Origin of the sequence: Leptospira stimsonii, assembly GCF_003545885.1 — a bacterium.
GTDB classification, from domain to species: domain Bacteria; phylum Spirochaetota; class Leptospiria; order Leptospirales; family Leptospiraceae; genus Leptospira; species Leptospira stimsonii.
Map to the genome: position 1 here is coordinate 1 of NZ_QHCT01000001.1, position 24,267 is coordinate 24,267.

At 42.1% G+C, this 24,267-nt stretch carries 8 protein-coding genes; 3 read left to right on the forward strand and 5 right to left on the reverse strand.

What is annotated here, in order from left to right; genetic code table 11:
* The coding region (locus DLM75_RS00005) for a hypothetical protein (RefSeq protein WP_118966540.1) at positions 1–11,111 on the reverse strand (11,111 nt) is incomplete at its 3' end.
* Between the two features lie 942 nt (positions 11,112–12,053).
* Positions 12,054–12,410, reverse strand: a complete 357-nt coding sequence (locus DLM75_RS00015) for a hypothetical protein (RefSeq protein ID WP_147456591.1) — start codon at positions 12,408–12,410, stop codon at positions 12,054–12,056.
* A gap of 200 nt (positions 12,411–12,610) precedes the next feature.
* Between DLM75_RS00015 and DLM75_RS00020 the strand changes: the two genes are divergently transcribed.
* From DLM75_RS00020 to DLM75_RS00030, 3 genes are read left to right on the forward strand one after another with little or no spacing between them, the layout of a single operon-like run.
* Positions 12,611–13,327, forward strand: coding sequence for a lipoprotein (locus DLM75_RS00020; RefSeq protein WP_158586416.1), 717 nt, complete (start codon positions 12,611–12,613; stop codon positions 13,325–13,327).
* A gap of 31 nt (positions 13,328–13,358) precedes the next feature.
* Complete coding sequence (locus tag DLM75_RS00025) at positions 13,359–14,789, forward strand: TolC family protein (protein WP_118966544.1); 1,431 nt, start codon at positions 13,359–13,361, stop codon at positions 14,787–14,789.
* Positions 14,790–16,178 (forward strand): efflux RND transporter periplasmic adaptor subunit, encoded by a 1,389-nt coding sequence (locus DLM75_RS00030; protein ID WP_118966545.1) that lies wholly within the window; start codon positions 14,790–14,792, stop codon positions 16,176–16,178.
* 1 nt (position 16,179) lies between these two features.
* On the opposite strand, the gene DLM75_RS00035 is transcribed toward DLM75_RS00030, so the two are convergent.
* Genes DLM75_RS00035 through DLM75_RS00045 form a run of 3 tightly spaced genes read right to left on the reverse strand, consistent with a single transcriptional unit; the run spans position 16,180 to position 24,257 of the window.
* Positions 16,180–19,497: an efflux RND transporter permease subunit gene (locus DLM75_RS00035; RefSeq protein ID WP_118966546.1), complete on the reverse strand. Its 3,318-nt coding sequence runs from the start codon at positions 19,495–19,497 to the stop codon at positions 16,180–16,182.
* Complete coding sequence (locus tag DLM75_RS00040; RefSeq protein WP_118966547.1) at positions 19,494–22,589, reverse strand: efflux RND transporter permease subunit; 3,096 nt, start codon at positions 22,587–22,589, stop codon at positions 19,494–19,496. The genes DLM75_RS00035 and DLM75_RS00040 overlap by 4 nt, the downstream gene beginning before the upstream one ends.
* A gap of 9 nt (positions 22,590–22,598) precedes the next feature.
* Positions 22,599–24,257: an Ig-like domain-containing domain gene (locus DLM75_RS00045; RefSeq protein WP_118966548.1), complete on the reverse strand. Its 1,659-nt coding sequence runs from the start codon at positions 24,255–24,257 to the stop codon at positions 22,599–22,601.
* Positions 24,258–24,267: the final 10 nt, after the last annotated feature.

The window sequence follows — 24,267 nt, forward strand, 5'->3', positions numbered from 1 at the left end:
TGAGAAAAACCGTTATAGCTATTGTAGCTCACGATGCTGTTCCCCATTTGAAGACTCAGATCGGTAGTTCCGTTCCAGCCGAAATTTGCACTCAGACCAAAACCTTTGCCTTTCATCATCTCAAGCGAGGATTCAGTGTCATATTCTAAACTCACTCCACCTTTTTGTGTTACGCTAAAGGTGTTCGCGGAATTAGCGCCGGGGCCGTAATCCTTAAATTTTGCTCCATAACCATCTCTCTCGTTGTAAGTAAGGGAAGTTTGACTTGTTAAAACGCCATCTTTACTTGTATTTTTAGCCGCGTAAGCTCCGTAACCTTCCGATTTCGAATAGCTTACACCAAGTTCGTAACCGCTCTTAGAAGAAATTCCCGCGGCCGCACTCACTCCACCATCTTTGGTATAGCTCATACCAAGGGTGACTCCAAAATCGTTCTTGTAGCCGATTGCGGCGCCAAAACCACCTTGTTCCGAATAACTAACGCCCGCACTGAATTTGGAACACAGCTCACATTCCCCTACGACCTTGTCGACGGCATCACCCGCTTTGATGATACTCTGACCGATTCCAGGTTTCCAAGCCGCAACCGCTGCCCCAACAGCTTTCATTACATTTCCACTTTCTTTAAGGCTGACTCCAAGACTTGCTGAGAACCCGCCGGATTGAGAGTAACCGATCGACTGACCAAAAGCGCCCGCACTCACTCCAAATCCATTATCTGGATCCCAGCTCGTATTGATATTAATCGCCCCGCCTGTATAACCGGTAATCGCTCCGCCTACGGAAGCCGCTACTGCAGATCCGATGTTACCGGTTGAAGAGTATGCATTCGCCGCCTGCAAGGCCGCATACGCAATGGCACCCGCTGGACCGGCAACTACCATCGCCGCGATGGCAATACCCGTATTGATAATATCTTTATTCTTAAATACAAACGCGGCCGCGGAAGGGCCAAAAACCGCTCCAGCTCCTTGAGTCAACGCATCCTTTTTGAAGGCTTCCCCTTGTTGCTTCGTCTCGTTATATTTTTCCTTGAGTTTTAAAATTCCATAGAATTGGACAAAGTGATGATCCCCAAAAGTGCCTAATTCGGTCGGACCGACCAAGTAACCGGAGTCCAAAGCCGATTGTTTCATCGAAGCTTTCTTTTCGTCGTCGGCGGCCGCGAATTCTAACGCGGTCTGAGGATCGGTAAAGAGTCTTTGAAGTGCTGACTGACCCGCTTGGAATACTTTTGCCGCGGCCATTGGATCAAAGGCGATCGCCGCAGTTTCTCGGTTGAATGTATTTTCAGGATCGTAGGTCTTTTTGAAATCCTGAGTCATCTGTTCCCGTGCAAGCTTCACCATCAATTGAAGTTCAATTGTTGTTGGAGCTCCAGCTCCTACGAGGGCATTGTAATTAGTAAGATCCCAAGCCCGTTTGTTACCGTCTAAAACTGTCGGGAGATTCCCAGGCTTAACATAGAGGAAAGGATTGTAACCCGGGAGAATTTGGGTTTCAGTATCACCTGTCGGTCCCGTAACATTGCGGACATATCCGCCCCCGGCAGGAATAAACTCATCATTCGCCAATTGAGTTGTAAGTTGTTTACTCAGTCCCTCATTTGCGGCCTTAATTGTTTCCTCAAAACTAACAGGCAAGCTCCACAAGCTGTCTAACGTCTGAAGAACTACGACTTTCTTCGAGGATTCATCCATTTCCTTTCGTAAGTCTTGGAAATTCTTGATCGTTGAATCGTCAATCTTCGTCTTTTGAAGTTGATCCACAAAAAACTGAACGTCCGCATACGCACCTCGTTGTACAAGGGCCGCATCCAATTCGGCAGGACGATTCTGCAACACTTGGTTTAGAATCGTATTCGCGTTTACCGTTGCTCCAACTTCTGTCGGCATACTAGCCGTCATAGAGTCTAATATACCCTGAATCTGATCATACGCGCCGCGGATTTCAAAGCCATTGCCTTGCGTTTTTAAGTTAGAAAGCGCATCCTTCTCCCAATCCGCTTTCGCTTTGAGAGTTTTTGCGAGGTTATCGATATGAGCCTGTTCCGCTTTTTTTTGTTTTTCGTTAAACTCGCTTCTCCAAGAATCCCAGTTCTGCGTCATCGTGCTCAACATATCGTTGAAACGTGTGTTGCCGGTATTCTGCAAAAACTCGATGTTCGATACCCATTCTTGCTTTTTATTATAAAATTCTTTTTCTTTGTTTTCCCAGACTTTGAGCTGTGTTTCTTTTTGTTGATCCGCGTTTAACTGATAAAGCTGATCTACAATTTGTCCTTCGCCCATGTAATCGCTCACGACGGTTTTATACATCTCATACTCGATGTTTTTGCCGGTGTTCTGACTAAGGGTTTGGATGAGATTTGCGTAGAAACCTTCTCTGTCGTCCAGAATCATCTTCTGATCCGCTTTCTGACCACCGGGTCCTACATAGGCTTCCTGAGCCGCGTAGTATTCTCTTTTCTCGATCTGATATTGTGATTTCGCTAATACTGCAAGGGCGGAAGACATCTGGTCCGCGCTCGTCATAAACGTGACAAGGATTCCATCTTCATTGTAGGTGGAAGAAGACGCGCTCGTTCCTCCCGGTACGGTTTGACCCTGACGAACTATCAAACCGTAAGCGTCGTGAACGTAACTTTCTTGAACGACGGTGTTTCCATCCTTTCCTGCCAAACGATCGAGATTAAGATCCTGACCGCTTCCAGTACTCCATTTCAAACTGTCGGAAGTAAGCTTCCCTCCGGACCCAACGAGATAATCCAAATCCGACGCAGTCAATCCGGTGTTCAAAGAATCGATTGGACCCGTTCCGAGAAGCACATTCTTTAACTGATCACCGGTCGAAATGTCGGTATAATAATTGAGTTTGGCTTGTAAGGTTTTGAGTTCGTTTGTTGCGGCCGTAGCAGAATTTATAGAAGAATTCAAATTTGTAGCGGCGGTCGCCCAGGCGCTCGCACGGGCAATGGCGGCGAGTCCTACTTGAAGTCCTCCCCAACCCATGAGCGCGATGGTAACAGCTTGCGCCCACTGATCATTGTTAAACTTATTCCACATCGCGTTATCATAGTCGGAATAGTTTGGACTCTGCAGTCGCAACCCAGCGGAAATTTCACCCCAAGCTCCAGGGTTCCAAGCCCACATTCCATCAAAGCCATCCTGGGCTTGCCGCAACGTATTCGGAATCGCTGTAGATCCACCGTTTAGACTTCGTATGTAGCCAAGTATATTATATTGAGGATGTTCAATAGCAAGTCCTCCGCCATAGCGAGGAGGATTCGTATCACCCCGTCCTCCGTTTACAAAATCCCAGAAACCAACTTTTCCCCCAAGAACGCCTTCCATAATGGAATATTCTCCTCGGAGCTTAGTTTCCAGATTTTTATAACCAGACAAATTCGGATCAATCAAACCATCTAAACCATTCTCATTAAAACGTCCAGTGGCTGGAACCAATAAATCATTGAGGTTTCCCTGCAACTGACTTCGTTTTGCGGCAATCTGACTCTTCAAATCCTGCATACGGTCTTTGATGATGGTTTCCGCCTTACTGAATCGAAGCGCCCTTTCCGCCCATTCTTGCGTTTGTTGTTTGTTCTCGGCGACGCTCGGATCCGCTTGCAAAGAAGCTAATGTAGTTTGTTTACTGATTCGATCCTGAAGATCCTGGATCTCTTTGAGTTTTGCGTTTACGTTTGCGTTCGCGGCGTCTAATCTTTGTTTTGCGAGATCTGTCGGTTTTGCGATTTCCGTCGCGGTAGAATTCGGATCGTTTTGATGTTGCGAATAATTAGCAAGAACCGCGTAGTCGTACACCGCACTCAAATTGGAAAGGTCTTTCTGAGTAGTTTCAAAGTCAGTATACGCCGCGGTCACCTGGGACTGCTTCGCAGTATATAAAGCCTGTGCGTTACTAACGTTTGTCTGCTGAAGATTCAGTTTATTTTGAGCGTCTTCAAAGATGTTTTCCGCGTTCAAATAGTTGTCTTTTACCGTTTTCAACTGGAGCGCGAGTTTGTTCGTCAGATCGTCCCCGACTAAACCCTGAAGAGTATTGTTGATATTTGTGATAATACCGATGCTTTTTCCGGCTTCTATGATCGAGTTCGCCGAACTAGTCATCGAACCTTTAGCGCTTCCAACTTCAGAGTAAGGATCCTCGTTTGCGGAACGTCCCGGAAGGTTATTGTCCACGTAGTTGTCGATAATCCCTTTGAGATTATTGATCCCCGGCATAAATGTATAATTACCGCTTCCGTCCTTAGCATAAACATCGTCTCTCACGGAATAACCGGAGCCTGCAAAATCTTCGAGCGCTCTCCGAATCGAAGGGTTTTGATCTTCCTTATCGGGATCAAAGGCGAAACTTTTATATCCTTCCACAAGATTCATAAAAGAACCGAGTCTCTGTTCTGCTTGAAATTCAAGCTCTCGAAGACGATTCGTTATTTGTGTATCTTGATCGGGTTCAAGTCTTCCATTCGGACCGATATTCAAATAACTCAAATAAGACTCTACGATGATATTTCCTTTGACCAAATCATATGAGAATTTTGTTATATTCTCGTCCCTTTTGGCCTGATCTTTCGCTTTTGCTAAACGTAAACCGTCGGAATCAATCGTATCCGCCAATTCCTTAAATCCGGTCTTGAACTGAAAATCACGTAAGAATTGATTCGTCTGCAACTCGGAGGAAGGATTCAAATTCTGAAAAGGACTATAAGCCCCGGCTTGATTGAGAAAAAAGCCTTCTTTCTCGGCATCACTTAAACCGCCGACAAGCTTAGACCCGGCATAGTTCAAATACTCCGTTTCGTCTTCTCCGAGATAACCGGACAGGAGACTATCCATACGAACAGCCTTGTTCAAAGCCTGCACAAGATTCGGTTCGTATTTTTTTTCCTGCAACCAAGTGGTGAGAGAAGCGAGATCATCCGGCTGTAAATTGTCGGTCGCTTGTCTTGAATAGTAAGACTGAAGCACTTCGGTTTCTTTTAGAAAATCGGGCAGATAATAAGAAGAATTTCGAGTGTCATAGTTGGAAAGAAAATCGGAAAGAATCGCCGGTTCTCCATGTTCTCCGCCGACCCGAAGCAGATATTCGGATCTTGCCGCATCACGATCAGCAGAATTTGCAGGATTCCAATTCGGTTTAGATTTTAAGAATGCGTTGAAATTGGAAATGACCGCGAAACTAGCGAGACTCGCCGGAAGTTGGGTCACGTCGGAAAAAACTCCCTGGTTGAGAGAAGCCAAAATTCTTTGATAGCCGACGGAAACCGCCTTCTTTTCCAATTCCGCTTTCAGACCTGGGTCTTGAGTGGAAAGAAAACCGTCCAAGCTCTGAGACAAACTAACGTTTTGGATCATGGTCTGATCGGCGTAGTATTGGAGTTGCTCGGTAAGTTCCGCGAGTTGAGAGGCCGTAAGATCCTGACCTAAAAATTTAGCGTCTTTTTGAACCGTCGTTCCATTGTTTCCAGGAAGTACATATTTCCCCGTTTTGACTTCTGCTAAAAATTGATTAACGCTAAAATTGTCTCCGGTTCGAGTGAGAAAAGCCTGAACTAAGGTTTCCTTATGATTTTCCCAAGAGAATTCCTTTAAAGATTCCATTCCAGAAACGATCTTCGGATCTAAAGTAAATGCTTTTCCATCCAACTTCGCTTTTAAGTCTTCGTATTTTTTGAGAGAAGCATTGATCTGTTCGATAGAAAGGGAGAGTGGTTTTCCACCTTGCTCAACACTGTTTAGTGTTCCACGAAGATCTTGGAAAAGTTTTTCAGCTTCTCCCAAAGCAGTAGTATAAACTTTTGCATCGGAAAGAGCCGCGTTCAACTTCGCTTCCGTACGATCTGCCGCAGGAATATTTTTAAAGAAATTCAGTTTTTCGATTTCGTCAGTAAACGCACCTGCGTTTTCAAGTGCTTCGATAATTGCGGGATTGACCTGTTCTCCCTTGTACTGTTTTTCTAAGAAAAAGGCTCTCAAACCTTCGACGGTAGTAGCGAGTGTTTCCCTTGAAATTTGATTTTGGCTTCCTTGATTCATGAATACTTGAATCCGATCGTCCAGCCCGTTCTTAAAGTTTGTAATCTTAGTATTCGTTGCGTCCAAATCCGATTTAGCACTTGCGAGTTGATTCAAAAATAGGCTTGCGGAAGAATTACGGGCGTTCAGAGCCGCGTTAAACTGAGCCTGTTTATCGTTCGTGTTTACGCCGTTTTGCATAAGAGCCGCTTCCCATTGGATTACTTGTGAAACCGTATCTCCGGGCAATGAGGACATATCAAAATAAACGGAACTCGGATCGGCGGAAAGAGCCGCTAAAATATCCGGAGGTAAAGTACCAAAAGTGGCGAGATTGGTAACAACCTTATCGTTTGGAACTCCGGCGCTCGTTTTCATGTTCGACAAAATCGATTGAGACTGGACGTTCAACTGAATGGAATCGGCCGAAAGAATAGAGAAATAACCTTTTAATTCCTGAAAAGAAGCATTCAAAACGGACAACGCGTTTGTAACTTCCGATAGTTTTGCATTATATTCGGGGCTTCCCGGAGTAAGGGCGCTCAATTCGTTCTTCAAATTAGAATAAACGTCAACTGTGGATTGGAGAGAATTCCGTTTCGAGTCCCAAAGAGCAAGATTGGATTGAACGCTTGAAATATAAGGTTCAATCCCGCTAAAATCAATGGAGTTAAAAGGTTTAGTCGAAGCAGGATATTCAAAATCCTTCATAGAATAAAGATTAGAATACGAAGTCAGCTGATTGGTGTAATACGCATTCAATGAAGGCGACAAAAAGTTCAGCAAATCCTCGGCAGGATAAACCGCCGAATCCAAGTTTGGCGTTATATTTGCCAAAATGGAATTATAATCCGATTTCTTCTGTTCTAACTCGGAGTTTAAATTCAAAGCCTGTCCATATACTTGAACGGCGGTGGAATTTCCGTAATATGTACTCAATAGATTAATGTCCGACAACGTTGTCAGAAGCGATTCATTCGTATTCAAACCGCTTAAAAGCTCGTCCAACAAATTCTTTCTTCTCGTTTCCTCTGCCGTATCGTGATCCGTACTATTTCCAAGTTCGAAAGAATCCTGATAGAGTTGCGAAGCGGTCAGATTGCTAAAACCGGGAACTAAAGTTTGAAGTTCTTTTAATAAACCGGTCGTCTTGTTCTCTTGCGCTTTAAAGTAATCGTCTCTCAGTGCGGAAAGAACCTGTCCTGTTCTAACGGAATTCGCGAAAGAGCCGAAACCCTGAACAGTCGAATCCAAGGATGCTACTTTAGAAACGGCGCCCTGACCGAAAAAGAAAGTGCTTCCAAAAGAATAGTATTCATTCAAAGTTCTCCGTTCCGCCGCAGTTCCATTCGCACGAATATCGTTTCTTTCAGCGTCGGTCAGACTTCCCCCGCCTTCGTAAAAGGCTCTCGTGTCCGATGCATTCGTAAGTTGGGTTTCCAGGCTAGTGATAAAATCGTTATAGTCAGGCGAACTGAGACTTCTGGACAGTGCACTACTTTGGTTTTTTATAAAATTAAGAACCAGCTCCGTAGCCTTTCTGTCCTCCAATTCATTCGGACCTAATTTCAAGTCGGCGAGTCTCGCGTCCGAATCCTTCAGGACTTTAAGGTAAATGCTGTTGATATTTCGCTCTGACTCGGGCAGATCTTTTAAGTATCCGATAAGCTTTTCCATGGCCTTCTCGTTGATTTTGGCGCCTTCCAAATTCCGAGTATTTTCCAAGCTCTTTGAAATCTGATTTAAAGTCGTATCATTGCCATTCTGATCCAATAAAAATTGAAGCTGGGCTTTGCGATTTTGATAATCCGAATCCAGTGATTCGTATAAAGTCAACAAGGCTCCAGAAACCGTGCTTACCTTTCCGTTTCTTTGTTCCAAACTGGATCTAAATCCGGTTAGAGATTCTCCAAAACTTCCCAATGTTGCGCTCAATCCGTTGAAAGATTGACTCAAACCTGTAAATGAAGTTTGAAAGTTTTGACTACTTTGTAGTGATCCACTCTTTATATTATTAAAGAATTGTTGCGCAAGCGTACGGTCACCACCAGTGAGAGAAGTCTCAACTAACACTCCCCCCCTTTGAACCGTATCCAATAATACCGTATCTAAATATTGTTTCGTCTGACCTATTTCGTTTAGATAACTCTGAAACTGTCCGATCCCTGCGACTCCGCCTTGTAGCTCACCGCTAAACTGCAACATGCGATCCGAATACGCGAGAGTCCCTTTGATTCCTGCATTGGCTGTCGCATATGCAAGGTAATCCGAAGAATTCGTACGAATATTATCCAATCCTTCGGTCATCCCTTGTTCTACTTCATCCCAATTGGTTAAGAGAGAATCCAAATAGTCGATACCTTGATCCAAACGTCCGATCTGAAGGTAACTCGTATCAAGATTGTTGATGTTCGCTAAATTATTACGAGCGGACTTCAACTGATTAATATAGTTCACTAAGTCCTGTTTCTTTTGAGAATAGTCCACGACCGGAAACTGGGTAGCCGCGTCTTTTATCGCATTAGCCTGAGAATCGAAATTTGTCGCCGAATTTAATACCGGAGTATCCAAATCCACTAACTGGGTTTTTAATTGTGTTAGATTATTACGAATTTGTAATGCAAGGTCGTTCCCATAGAGTACAACTAGATTGTCTCCGGACATGAGAGAATCGATCTTATCGCTCAAACTTCCGCTTCCCCCGAGAATACCTTCCAATCTTGCTTTATTGTCTTTAACGTTTTCAAAGGCTAAGACCTGTTGTAAGGTCTGATTGTAGAATGATTGAGTACGAAGAGCATTTTCCTTTTCATACGTCAGCTCATACATTTTCTGTTCTTGTTGCCTTAGGACTTCCCTCTTTTCTTCCAGAGCTTGATTTGCTTTTAGAATATCATATCTGAGTCCTGTATTATCCGCTTTCGCACCGTCCGAACTCAGCTCTCCGATCTGACCGAGTAATTGTGGGTTGTTGATCAAAACCTGCATCTTGATCACACTCTCATACGAAGCCTGAGAGTTTTGCATATCGGCTCTTGCGGTTTCTAATGCCTTTCGTTTTTCTTCCAGCAACTTGTTCGCCGCTTCTAAATCGGTGAGCAAATTCGCTCCAGCCACAGCGCCATCAACAGCCGCAGATGCAGTGGAATTGGAATCCAATCCAGGTGTGGAATAACTCGTTCCGGATCCCCCGCCGTTTAATTCTTTCAAAAGATTCAAATACGTTTGTTCTTTGGATTGAAACTGAGTTTTTAAAGTCTGCAGATCGGCGGCCAACTGATCTTGAGTTTTCTGTGCGACGTTTTGAACGGCGTAGTCATAAACGCCTTGCGCGCGATCACGTTGATCCTGTAATACTTTTAACTCCGCCTGCGCGATTCTTAATTCTAATTCCGCAGAAGTGTAAATATAGTTATCGCTTCCGCCGGCGTTTACAAGAAGCCCTTGTCCTACCGCGTTTCCGCGAATGTCTGTATCATGTATCGAATTTTGTGCATTTGCGACTAAGGTCCGGACTCGTCCTTCCAAACCAGTCCAATACGTTAGTTGTGTTTGATATTCCGCGATAATCGTACTATTGTATCCGCTATTCGGCTTCGTAGCGCGATCCAAGGCTTCCTTAAAAAATTGTTTGTTCGTTTCGATCGTCGTAAGTGTATCTGCTCCGCCTAAAACTACACTTTCGACCCCGCGGACATGCGCCTGCCATTGTTCTTTTCCGGTTGCAAGAGTTCTATCCAACTCGGCAAGGGCCGCCTGTTTATTCTGCTGTAAGTTATTTTCAGAAGTGTCCCACGCCTGAAGTCCCTTTTGGATCTGTCCTTTGATTATCGTGTTCCAATCTTCTCTCGCCTTTAAGAGTTGGCCATATGCATCCGTCCAATCGGCTTCACCGTTTTTACGTTGTTGTTCCGATTCTCTATCGAATCGAAGTTTTCCAAGAAGAAGATCGTCGATCGCGGACTGCCACTGTTTTTGGCCGTCTTCCAAGGCTTTGAGGGCGTCGGTCTGAAACTTGTCGGCATCCGAAACAGTTAAGTTCGGTTGATTAACTACGGTCCCGTTTTGAGGAACGATTCCCGCAAAATTTTGATCGATATTCTTCTTTGCTCGATTAATCAACAAAAGTGCCAACTGAGACGGATCCGTTTCTTGTGCGATCTGCGAATCCAAGTCATCGTTTTGATTTTCACGCGAGACGAACCCGGCGCGATAACTTGCTACGATAGAAGATTCTTCATAATAATATTCCGATAAGAAATATTTCTTAACTTCATTGAGGGAATTAATAAACGAATTAAGCTCTACTGCATTTCCGAAAGTTACACTCGACGCGAGTCCTCCTAAACGAGTATCCAACTGATCTTCCCACTGAGCTCTGAAAGTTCCGAGAACTCCTCCCATCGCTTGATCAAAGAGTTGGACTTTTTCCGTAGCATTCGTCCCCGTTTTAGAGAAATTCTCAGCCCCTATGACCGCTTGACGTAGAGTCTCGCGATCAAAGTTCGTAAGAAGATCCGTTAAACTTGAACTTGCGATTCTCGCCTTCCATTCACCTTTGCGAGAGTCGATTTCATTTTGAACGTCACTTTCCCATTGCTGAAGATTGAGCTGTTTTTCTCTTTCTAAATCCGCCTTCGCTGTTGCGTCCTGCGTGGTACCATTTTTTACGAGCTCTCTATCAATCTCTTCGTCTGCGCGAGCTTCCCAGTCGGCACGTAAAAGATCCTTCCCTTTCTTTAACGACTGATCCCATTCCGTTTCACTTTGGGCCTTTTCTGCATTTTGATATTGACGTTCTAATTTACCGTCAGATCCATTTCTCCAAAGATCTCGAAAAAGAGTCGGTTGAGCCAAAAGGGGAGCCACGGAAAGATCCAAGATTAAGAATAATAGTAGGAACGATTTGAGAAGTGTTAACGAGAAAGATCGTAAACTCTTTAAGAACTTACGTCTATACCTCGGAATCGACCATGTTTGTTGAACTCGTTTGTAATAAACGGAAGCTTGTTTTGAAAAAAGAATTTGGGTAGAAGAAATGAAATGGAGAAGGTTAGAAAGTGAATTTGTCATAGGATATTTTGATTCCTTTTGTTTTCCGGATCGCTGTGCGTTAACCGGGCAAAATAGCGTGTGATTTTTCTTTTTTCTGCACGTTCCGAATTCTCGAATGCAAAACCTTGAGAAAGTTTTGATATTAAGGATCCGAAAACGTTTTGTGTTTTATAATTGTTTAAAAAAAGACGTTCTAAAGTTCTTTCACGAACAGTTCCCCAAAAGAGTAAGAAACTAACGGAGGTATCCCCTAAAGTTCTATCCTGGAAAATTCTAAAAAATGGTATATGCGAAAAATGGAATATTCTGCCATCCACGATTCCCAAGCGGACCAATAGAACAACCTTATCTTCCCAGTAACTTTCAAAGATCTGATCACTCGGTAGACCACTCTGAGAAGCTTGAGAAGTCAAATAGGGAGGAATTTCGAAAGAGGAAGTTTTAGTTTCTAAAGGTTGATTCAGATTCAAATCCTCTTTGATTTCCCAATGAGAAAGTTCCAATGAAGCGTTAAGAGCTCTTTGGTGAGAAATTTGAGACTCCGATCTTTCGAAGAAAGAGGAGATCGGAAAAGTGGTCCCTAAGATCACTGTGAAAAAAAGAACAAGCGCAGAGAAAGAATTCCTAAAAAAAGAAATCCTAACCATTCTTATACGCTTCGTTTTAGATCTCAAAAGACTCAGATTCAAACCCTTTCGTTAAAATGATGCACAACTCCCGAAAGAGTACGCAGTTCCGGCTAAATTGGCGGTCCAATTCTTCTTTGACAAGTTTTTTTCCGTAAGAAAGGCAAATTCGTGCAATTTGACGCGTTTTCGGGAGGGAAAACAGAAAAAACCTAAAGAGACATAATTTATTAACTGGAATAGGAATTAGGAGACTGCGGGCATTCCGAAGGGCAAAAGACAGGATTGAGTTTTCAATTGAAATGGATAAAATGCGAAAAATTCCCTCAAAAAATCAAGGGGAAGTGCAAAGTACAATCGTGCTCGTTGCATTTGCGCTTTGAATCGCACCGTTCGCGTTAGCTGATACTGTGCAAGTATATCCCGGTGGAGAAGAGAGAACGCTGATTACAAAACTTGTCCGGTCGGGATATGGAAACGGAAACAAAAACGGGCCTCCAGTATTGAAAATCGTCTGATCCGTTCCATTGACAGCTAACGTTAGATTGGCGCCGGACGGTAAACCGGAAATACTCCCTCCGATTCTGTAATACTGAGAGTCCGGAGATTGCCTATTGGTGGAAGAAGGGGTACTCGAACCTACTGCAAGCCTCCGAAATAAATCCTCATTTTCATCCTTGTCGTTCTTCATTTGGCAAGAAATCATCAAAATCAAAACCAAGGCTAATTGTGAACTGAAAATAAATTTCATACAGGTATATAAATACAATCGAAACGCTTCTAATATAATAATACCATATAATTCGGTAAAATGGAAAATTTTATAGCATCAAATTCCAAAATTAATCCGAAATGGATCATAGTAGCACAAAGAAGAACGGCACTCTACGAATGACATCAAAGAAACTTTTTATATTACTTACTTTTTCCACACTTCATTTTTTTAACTGCGCGATATTACAAAGAACTAAAATCCATTGGTTATCGAACGTGGAAGACGTAAGAAGTCAAACGGAGAAGTTAGGCACCATTAAAAAAGTATCGATCAATCGATTCAGTTCTCGACCTGCAAATTTCGGTGGATTCTCCGCTGAAAACTTCACGAACGGAATCCGTTTTTTTCTCACAAAAGAAGGTCTCGACGTTTCCATCCAAGAACTTCAACCGGATCCTCCAAAACAAAATGCTCAGGAAAATACGGCTCCGGTTACCGGAGGAGCACCTCAGAATGCAAATCTTCTCGGATATGGAAACTTAGGAAACGGTCAGACTGGCCTAGTAGGAGAATCCGGCGAAAAACCAATGGAACCATCGAGGGAAAGTATTCAGAAGGCCTGTTCCGTTGCAAACTGTAGCGTATATATCGACGGCTATATCTATGAAAAACGGACCGGAAACATCCTGGATGAAAGTGTAACGACGGGAATTTTTCTTAGACTTTATAATTCTTCAGGCATCTTAGTCGCTCAAATCAAATTGAATTCCGGCGTTACGATGGAAATTTTTGATAATAACACTCTCATTGCTGAGATGGCATCCGAAAGAATCCGTTCCGTCTTAGTAAAAGATTCCCGTTCCAATTCCTTTAACTGGAAATTTTGGGAATAACATCAGAAACCGTCCGACCAAAGGTTTCAAAATGAGATTCGTAGAAAAAAAGATTCCTAAAATTTTTACTACCACCTTCATCGCTTCATCGTTACTCTTAATTTCTCCGAGTAAGCGTCTGATTGGTTTGGAGACGGATAATATAGTTTTAGACCTTCGTAAATCGGAGGACATCGCCGTTGAAAATAGTCCCGATGTTCGCCTACTTGGAAGTCAACAAATGATCAAGAACTTGATCGTTAAGGAAAGTTGGAGAGCGTATTTCCCTACCGCATCCGTATCTTGGTTTAGAAACGCAAACGTAGTCGAAAACGAATCGGATAGTAGATCACAAAGAATTGCGCTCAACGTTGATCAGGTCATTTTTGACGGAGGAAGGAGATCGTTGGCTCTACAAGCCGCACTTAACGATCTCAACCTATCAAAATACGATTTTCTTATTTCGATTAACAATCTCAAACTCAAGGTGCGAAACGCCTATTACGGACTTCTCAGCAACAAAGCTCAACTTGAAATACAAGCTAAATCCATTCAACGGCAAAAAGATCAGCTTCGTTTTTCGCAACGAGAATTAAAATTAGGGGAAACAACTGAGGTTCAACTTTTACAAATCGAAAATAGATTAAACGAAATCACGCTCCAAAATAAAAGAACAGAAACTGCATATCAGTCCGGGGTGGAAGAATTTAAAATTCTACTGCGACTTCCGAGCGCCACAAAAATAAGCCTCAGCGCGGATATTCTGAATGGAATCAAATTTGCCTACAAGGAACTTTCCTTGGATAATTTAGTAGGTTTGGCGTTTCAATCCAGAATCGAATTCGCACGAACAAAAGCCGCCGAAATTCAGACCACGTCGGAATACGAAATCGCTAAATCTTTTTATATCCCGACGGTTTCCGTGGGCGGATTCTATGCCTCTTCCGGAGACAGATACGATCCCAAACAAAGAGAATTCGGATTCAATTTTAAATTCAGCATGGCACTCGGACCGAATTCGATTCAAGATACTTCGAATTATATTTCTAGAAACGAGGATACGAATCGCTCCTTAACTTCTACGACAACCGTCGGGATTATGGACAACATGCAATACAAAAGAAAGATCGCGCAGACTGGTATCGCGGCCGAACAAGCTCAGATTACAAGAAGACAATTGGACGATATCATTCGGATTGAAGTCGCTAAAGCATTACAGAATTATAAACTTTCTTGGGAATCTCTAAAGCTTGCTGACGAGAACGCCAAAGTTTTCGAAAAACGTCTCCTTATTAAAGAGAAACAAGTGAGTTTAGGAGACGCGCGTAGAACCGATCTTGCCGAAACTGAAATATTTTATTTAGAAGCTATCAATACAATGATTTCCTCGAGAGTTCAATATTTAACGGCAGTCTCTCAATTGGAAATGGCAGTCGGGGCGAGTCTCGATTCTCTCGAATTAATCAAAACTGGGAAAAATTAAATGAATCAACGTAAATTAATATTCGGAATTATTCTATTAATCGTGGCGATGACGATATCGTGCGGGAAGAAAAAAAAAGACGAGAATAAAAACGACAACAAACCGCCTTTCGAAATGGTTCCATTAGCCTTAACAAAAAAACAATCCGTTATAAGCGTATTGGGTAGCGTTTCACATTATCATAAAGCGGAGATTACTTCTAAGGTTTTAGGAAGAATCGAAAAGGTATATAAAGAAGAAGGTAATCGAGTCACCAAAGGACAACCACTGGCAAAGGTGGAAACGCTCAACTTAGAAATACAGCTTAAAAAAGACAAGGCTTCTCTGGAAGTTCAGAATAAACAAATAGATCTAACAAGAGCGAAGTATATTCAATCTAAACAAAGGGTAGAAAGGGAACTTGCCAACATCGAGAAGGCAAAGGCTGATCTCAAAGATTCAAAGGCAACATACGATAATCTCAGTAGAACGTATGAAAACAAAAAGGAACTTTTCAAAATCGGCGCAGTCTCCGAAACCGAACTCAAAGGGATTGAAACAGGGATCGTTTCCGCTCAAACGAATTATTTCAAAGCTCAAAAAAATCTAGATACACTTCAGGTTGGTTATCGCCCGGAAGATCTGAAAAGAGCAGGCTTTAAGGTTCCAACAGATAAGATCAAGTTACACGAAGCACTGGTAGACCTGAACACAATCGTTGAAAAATCCGAATTAGAAATCGCAATTGCAAATTTGAAAAGTATACAGGCTAGCATCGATTCTACAAACCTTTTGATTAAAGAATCAACAATCGTTTCCCCTTTAAAGGGGATCGTTGCGGTAAGATCCATTTTCGCCGGAGAAGCCGTAAAAGAAGGTCAGGCGATTTTCGTTGTAGTCGATGATTCCGAATTCTTATTAAAATTTTCTGTAAACGAATCGGATTTAAACAGAATTAAACCGGACCAAGAAGTAGAGTTCTCAGTAGATGCTTTGCCAAAAACAAAGTTAACCGGTAAAATTTTGATCATTAGTCCGATAGTCGACCCTCAGAGTAGAACAGCCGAAGTCAAAGTCATTTATAAAAATGAGAATGCTCTCTTAAGACCGGGAATGTTTGCAAGAGCGGAAATCAAAGATCTCAACCCGGAGCCTGCTTTTTTTATTCCGGCAAAAAGTATTCTTCCGGCTAAGGAAAAGAATGAAGGTTATATTTTCGTTTCTAAAAACAATCTCTTATTTAAGAAGTTGATCAAGATTGAAAGTGTGAGCGGTGAGAATTCTCAAATTTCAGGAGACGTCAAGGAAGGCGAGTTAGTTGCGATCGGAAACGTTTCAGGCCTTAAAGAAGGAGAAAAAGCACCAGAACCTGTGAAGCAACCTGCTCCTACGACGGAATCTAAGAAGTAAATCATTCTTCAAGAGGAAGTGACTTAAATTCCTGTTTGCGGCCGAACTTACTCTTTAAAAACGAAAACATGCCTTCTTTTCCTTGCTTTCCTGTTTTTTCGGAGCCAAAGAAAAGAACTGGGACAAATAACAACGTTAACACGGTCGAAATACTAAGTCCCGAGAAAACGGTTATCGCAAGTGGTCTCCACAACTGACTCCCCTCGCCAAAATCTAACATCGTTGGAATCAAAGCGGTTACAGTAGTCAAAGTGGTCATCAAGATTGGTCTCAATCTTTCTGAGGCGGATTTTAAAGTCGCTCTTATTAAAGCGAAATTGCGATTCTGCCCATTACTGTGTGAAAAGATATGGATCGTCTGATCAACAAGCATAATCGAGTTGTTGATCGCAATTCCAGCCAACAAAATAAAACCGATATACACGGAAATATTCAAAGACATTCGAAAAACAAAAAGTAGGATTAAATCGGCGAATACTCCCAATGGAACGGAAACCAAGAGGATCCAGGGAATTCTAAGAGATTCAAAAAGAGAAGCGAGAATACAATAAATTAAGAATATAGCTAGAAAGATCATAAATCCCATTTCTTTCTTATTCTTTTCTAACTTTTTATAGGAGCTACCGAACTCGAAATAATAATTATCCGGCATCGGTATTTCTTTTAGAACTTCACCGATACGATTGACTGCAGACCCTAAATCAAGACTTCCTAATTTTGCTGTGATCGTAACCATTCTTCGTTTGTTCTTTCTATAAATTTTTGTTTCTCCTTCCTTTTCTTCCGGATTTGATAGTTCGGAAATGGAAATTGAATTTTTCGCGCCGGGTATTTTATAGGACGCAACCTGATTCAAATCGAATCGATCTGCCTCTCTGAATCGGACTCGAATATCTATTTCTTTGGACTCTTCTATAAACTTGGTCGGGATAGATCCTTGGATTGCAGTTCGAACATAGTTTCCCACCTCTTGCGAATTCAGTCCGGTTAAAGCCATTTTGTCCTGAAAAACGTTCAAACGAAACTCCTGCTTTCCTTCTCGAAATCGTAAAACCGTCTCTTGTATTCCGGAAATCGATTTTATTTTTTGCGCCGCTTCCTTTGCGATCTCCTTTAGTTTGATCGGATCGTCTCCTATGAACTCGATATCCAATTCTCTTCCGCTATCCATCGATCCATTTTCAACGTAATAAACAAAAACATCTTTAAGAGGTTCGGTTAAATCTTTGAATTCCGCAATCAATTCGTCCGAGTTTTTCGATCTCTTGTCCGGTGGTTTCAACTTAATGTAAAGATCCGCGTGCCATTTTTCGATTTTAGAATTGATCTTATCCACATCCGAAACTTTTTTTATCAATTCCTCAATTCGTTTAACACGCTCACTCGTGGCTTCCAAGTGAGTTCCCGTTTCCAATTCGACGCTTGCACGAATTTCTCCCGCATCAACCGGATCCACGTATTCTTGTTTTAAAAATGGGGAAATCCCTCCTCCAACGACGATTAAAGTAACAAGCGAAAGATATACGAGTTGCGGTTTTCGTAATAATCGCTTTAGAGAAAAAAGATAAAACGTTCGCAATTTTTGTAAACTAAGGATGCTGGAAACATAACGAGAATATAATTTACCGATTCGTGCTATCAAATTAACTAAAGGGGAAAGCCAATCGCCGATGAACGGGATTTTGAGGATCGCGTTGATATCAATTTGAAACGGCTTGAAGTTTTCCGGATTGGAAAGAAATATTTTAGCAAGCTGAGGTAAAAAAAATAAAGAAACGCATAAAGAAATAAGAATGGAGAAACTAACTGTATAAGACATTCCTCCGTAAAGTTGCTTTAATTCCTTTGATCCGATAAAGAATGGAAAAAAAACTGCAATGTTGGTAAGTGTTGAAGCCGCCAATTCTTTATACAATCCGAGGACGGAATTGTCCACAATTGATGAAGTACTCTCATTCGAAATTGGCGTTTCTTCTAAATCCGGGTTCTCACGCGTTTTCTTTTTCCCTTTCTTCTTTTTTGCGTTTCCGAAATCATCCAATCTATTTTTTGAAATAGCGTCTTTCTTTGCATCTGCTTGTTGTCTCAGGAAAAATATTCGATCGAGTACGACCACGGAATTATCTATTAAAAGACCGGCACCTAACGCTAATCCAGCGAGCGTCATTACGTTAATGCCTGTTTTTGTAAGAAACATCACCGCGAAAGTAATTACAATGGATAATGGAATCGAAACTCCTACGATCATCGTCGCTCGAAAGTTTCGTAAAAATAAAAACATTACGATAATTGCAATCAATCCGCCGGTCGCGGCGGAGCTGGAAACTCTATCAATTGATATCTTAATGAATTCGGATTGATCATAGGTTACTTCCGTTTTCACCAGAGGAAACGAGATCTGCGATAATTCTTCCCGAAGTCCTTCGCAGACTAATAACGTATTGGCTTCTCCGGCTTTTTGCACATAGATCGTAACGTTCTCGTTTCCGTTCTCCCTTGAGATATCGTCCCTATCTCTGTGACCGTCAATTACGATCGCAATATCCTTCAATTTAATCAGTTTGTCTTGTTTGGGAGAGCGAACCGTGATCTCCTCCATAATTTTCATTGCGGAGAATTTCCCTAAAACTCGAACATTAATCCAATCCTCTCCGGATTGAATCCGACCTGCCGGAAGATCCACATTCGCAGTTCTAATCCTTTCCATGACCTCGGAGAGGGGTATCCCCAAATGATTAAGAATATCACGATTTACTTCTACAGTGATTTCTCGATATCGACCTCCGCCGACACGAATCTCACTGACTCCATCCACTCTCTCTAAACGTTTTTTTATCTTATTTTCCGCAATTTCCCTTAGATCCTTTAAGGAATAATTCGCGGATTCCAATTTAACTATAAAGATAGGGCGGTCGCTCGGATCATAACGTATGACTGCAGGTTCTTCCACTTCTCTTGGAAACGTGTCGCGGATTAAATCGATCTTCGATTTTAATTCTACGGCTTTCAAAGTTAGATCTCGAACTTCGTAAAAAACTACGTTCACCCGGGATTCACCCTCTTCGGAAGTCGAGTAAATGGATTCAATTCCGCCTACACCAACGATTTGTTCTTCGATTGGTTTCGTTAGGATTTCTTCGATGCGCGAAGGCGCGACTCCGGGATATTTTGTGACAATCGTAAGAGCGGGTGATTCAGTTGCAGGCATCAGTGAAACTGGAAGAAGACGAACCGATATCATTCCCCAAAGGAACAACCCGAAGAATAACATGAAAGTTGTTACTCTTCTCTTGAGAAAAAAGGAAAGAATGGCGTTCATTTTTTGCGAGTAAACTTAGAAATATTTTCCACGTAGGCCATATAAGCCATAGGAATAAAAACGAGGGTCAAAATCGTAGAAACAACCAATCCGCCCATAACCGCCGCGGCCATAGGTCCCTGAGGAGAAGGGGGGCCGAAAGTGATCAAGAGCGGTAACAATCCTAAGATGGTAGTCGCGGTCGTACTCAAGATCGGATTCAATCTTCTTCTTCCTCCCGCGATCACTAATTCTTCGGTCGTTCGATAATCTTTCGAGTGAAGTTGATAAAACTCGATAAGAATGATGGCATTGTTTACCACAACTCCCGCCAAAAGAATCATTCCCATGACAGAGATGATATTTAACGTTTTGCCGGTTAGTATCAGACCGATCGCAACTCCTACTCCGGATACGAAGATCGAAAATAAAATGACAAACGGCAGTCCGACATTCTCCATATTGGATGCAAGAACCATATATACTAACAAGATAGAAAGTGCGATCGCAAACGTTAAAGAATCGATGGATTTCTCCATCATCTTCTGCGTTTCTCCAGGAAGAATCGATATATCCTTACGGTCCGAATATTTTTTCAAAACCGGTTCAGCAAGGGAAGCCGCTTCGCTGTATTTTATATCGGTGAATTGAGCTTTGACGATTCCGACTCTTCGACCGTCATATCTTAGAATTTTTCTATTGGAAAAACCGGAAACGATTTCCGAGAAATCCCGAAGACGAATAAAAGATCCCGATTGAATCTTAAATAAAGTATCCGCTAACGATTCCGTTCCGGAACGATCCGAGAGACGATGTCTTACCAATACAGGAATTTCATCGTCATTCCTTCGAAAACGGGTAGCTTGTTCTCCTTTGATAACCGCTCTCAAAGTTTTAGCAACGTTTTCAACGGAAAGTCCGAACCCCGCCATTTTATCTCGATCGATAAGAACTCTCAACTCGGGTGTCTCTTCGGAAAAAGAAGAAGTTGCTTCCGTAAAATTGGGAAGTTCACTCAAGTCCCTCCGAATCTCTTCACAGGTTTCTTTTAAGACCGTTAAATCCTGCCCGGAAACTTCCAAAGTCAATCCTTCCCCAGATTCCGGAAGAATATCTGAAAGCAAATCTTTCGCCGGTATAAATAAAATCTGAGCACCCGTTTCATTATGTAAATTCTCGAGAGCCTCCTGAGATTTTTCGATTAGATCCTCAGCAACATCATAGGATGTTAGTCCGATAAACAACTCCGATCGGTTTAAACCGAAGTCACCTTTCGGGTTTATGATCAGATCCTTTTCTTCATAACCGGCTTTTAAAAACGTTCTCGCAACCAATCCTGTTTGATTTAGGATTTCCACGACTCTTCTGGAGATTTCAGTATTTTTTTCCAAAGAAGAACCCGCCGGTAAAATGATCTTCGCTGATATTTCGGCCTTTTCGACCTGGGGCATCAATTCGACCGGTAAAACTTTAAAAAACAAAACGGTTAAAGGAATCAGAGCGAGAACGGATAACGTAACTTTTCTTCGATTCGAAATCACGAATTTAACGGAGAACACATACAACTCTTCTAATATGTTTAAAGATTTCTCTCGGAAAGCCCAGAAAAAGGAGAAAGGACCGTCGTTTGTCTGCTCTTTTGAAAAAAAAGGTAAAGTGCAAAGCACCGGAATAAAACTGACGGAAACAAAAAAAGAAGAAATCAAGGAATAAGTAATCGAAAGTGCGAATTCCTTAAATACGGATGCGGCGATTCCTTCAATAAAAAGAATCGGAAGAAAAACCACGATACTTGTTAAAGTGGAAGAAAACAAAGAACCGACTACATCTTTTGTCCCTTCCAAAGAACTTTTCACAGAATCGTTCGGAAATTTTTTCTTAAATCCGAATATGGACTCTAATACCACGATCGAAGAATCCACCATCATCCCGACTCCGACAGCGAGGCCACCAAGCGACATCGTATTTAAAGTCATTTTTTGGAAATACATAAAAACGAGTGTTACGAGTACGGAAACTGGAATGGATAGAGTGACTATAATCGATTCTCGAAACGTTCCGAGAAAAAAAGATAAAACGAAAAAACAAATGATGATTGCCTGAACGCCCGAGGAAGCAACTCCACCGATTGAATCTCGGATAAATACGGATTGGTCCGCGACTATAATGAGCTTGAGTTTTGAGCCGAATTCTTCATTTACGAAATGAATAACCTCCTTTGCCTCATCCGAAACAAAGACGCTATTTTTCCCTGCTTCTTTTTTCAAAACCAAAGCGACACATTCTTCCCCGTCGTAAAAGCTCGCGCTCGTTCTTTCCTTATAAGAGTCCAATATTTCCGCTAAACTTCTAAGATATACCGGCGCACCTGACTCGGAAAGATTGACAACCAAGTCGGCGATACTGTCTACATTCTCGTAAGCCCCCATAGTTCTCACGAGAATTTCCCGATCGTCTCTTTTGATATTGCCTGCAGGAAAATTAAAATTATTCGCCCCAATTCTTTGAATAACTTCTGAAGGACTCAAACTGTAAGAGTTCAACTTACCCCGATCGATATTCACCAATATTTGTTTTTCATAACCGCCCGTAATCGAAACGGCCGCAATCCCATCAACTCTTTCAAAGTACGGTGCGATGTTCTTTTTTAGAAAGTATCTAAGTTCTTTCGGATTGATTCCGGTGGGAACAACGGCGATCTGCAAAAGGGGCGCGTCATTCGGATCGAATTTAAGTACGATCGATTTTTTCGAATCGATAGGAAGGCTACCCTTTACGAGGTCCACTTTCTCTCTCGTTTGAATCGAAGCCGTATCCATATTCGTTCCCCAACGGAATCGAATTTTCACAATCGAAACGCCTTCTAAAGATTCAGAGGTAATTCGATCCACCCCGTTTACCGAAGATACAATCTCTTCGATTGGACGGGTGATCAAAGTTTCGATTTCTGAAGGTGAAACGTTTTCATAAACGGTAATTACGGTTAACGTAGGATATGAAATGTCCGGTAATAGATCAATCTTTAGATCCTTGATACTGATTGCGCCCAATAGTAGTATGAGAAGAAAAGTAACCAGAGTGGTTACTCTATTCCTTAGAAAAAAAGCTGTCATTAAATACTATTAGAACCGAAGACGAACAGTGTAGTCATTATCCATTGTATTTCCGTGATTGTCTTTTACGCCGTTTGTACCGCCGCTGACTCTCAATAGATAGGTCGCACCTTTTCCTAAACCGAAAGCACTCGTACCAAATGCAAAAATTCCGGGGGCAAAGATTACCGGCGTTGCATCGGTTAAATTTCCGATAAATTCGTTAATTGTTGTCCCACTACCAAATTCTCTCGTTAATGTAACTCTTACTGAACTCAAAAGAATTTTTGACTGCGTATCTCCGGTTAAAGTTCCAGGAGTGAGACAGGTCGTATCTAAATCAGGATCAAGATCGCTTTCCCCATAACAAAAACGAATAAAGATAGGTTGTGTACAATTGTCAACGGAAGGCGGCGAAGGAACGCAAACTCCTTGCGAAAGCGGCGTCGCACCTCCACCCGGAATATTGATTTGATTGGTAAGAAATATTCTGGTAAACGCCGCTTCGGAATAAATTCCTTTGACTCTGATCTTCTGGGAATAGCTTCCCTTTACTTTCAAAAAGTATGTGTAGTTCTTTCGAAGCTTATTATTTTGAAGATCTACAATCGTATTAGAAACTGTTAAAGTATAAACTCGAGACAAGTCTAACGGTTGAAGAAAATCTAATCTAAAGCGTGTGTTAGTTGGATTTGCGGAAGATACACTAAAAGGAACGGAGGGTGAAACTTGTACGCCGTCCGAAACTGAGGATAACTTAACTTCTTCCGTAAAGTCCAAGAATATAGGTTTATCTTTATTTAAACCTGACGTAACGATGAATTCGCCCGGAACGACTATGTCCGGAGCGGCGGGAACGGAAATCGAAGTATTCTGAAAACTTACCTGTGTCAAATCTGGCACTTGAAAATCGTTCCCTACTGTAAAACTAAAGGTATATGCCGTTGTGAGCGTGTTGCCCGCCTGATCCCTTACCGTATTAGGAATTGTCACAGTGTAGATTGTTCCGAATACAAGTTCCTGCTTAGGAGTGAATACGAATCGTGTATCCCCATTGGAAACGGAAACATTCAAGAAGTCCAGGGGTACATCCGGTCTAATCGAAATTCCGCTATAAAGGGAGGCAATATCGATCGGCTTGTTGAATTCAATAGTGATTTTAGAATCGATCGGAATTCCAGTCGACCCGTCTTGAGGAACCGTTGTAACGATTTTAGGCGTGCTTAAGTCAGTACTAAAACTGAAGTTAACCCTAAGATCATCCAAAAGATTAACGCCCATATCGCTTTCCGCACGGGATCTGGAGACTAAATAAGTGTATAATCCGGGTGAGGTCAATGCCTTAGTCGGTTTAAAAATCATCGCTCGGTCGATCCAACGAAAGGTTCCGTCTTGATTAACGCCGTTATTGCTTAATGAAAAAGCGCCTTCGGTGTAAGGTTTATTCATATTTTTGGAGAATAGAATAAAAATTTCCGAATTCGGATCCACCCCGCTCAACCCTTGCCCGGGAGAACTCATTTCGATAAATGGAGGAGAAGAATCACCTAATACGTGCAATGCCGGAAGAAAGTCGAGCGGTCCTGAAGCATTGTCTAAGAATTGCGAACATCCCACTGTAAATTGACAAGCAAGAAGAATGAATGCGAATGTATGTCCTAAATATTTCATAATAATATAACGTACCATATTGGAATTT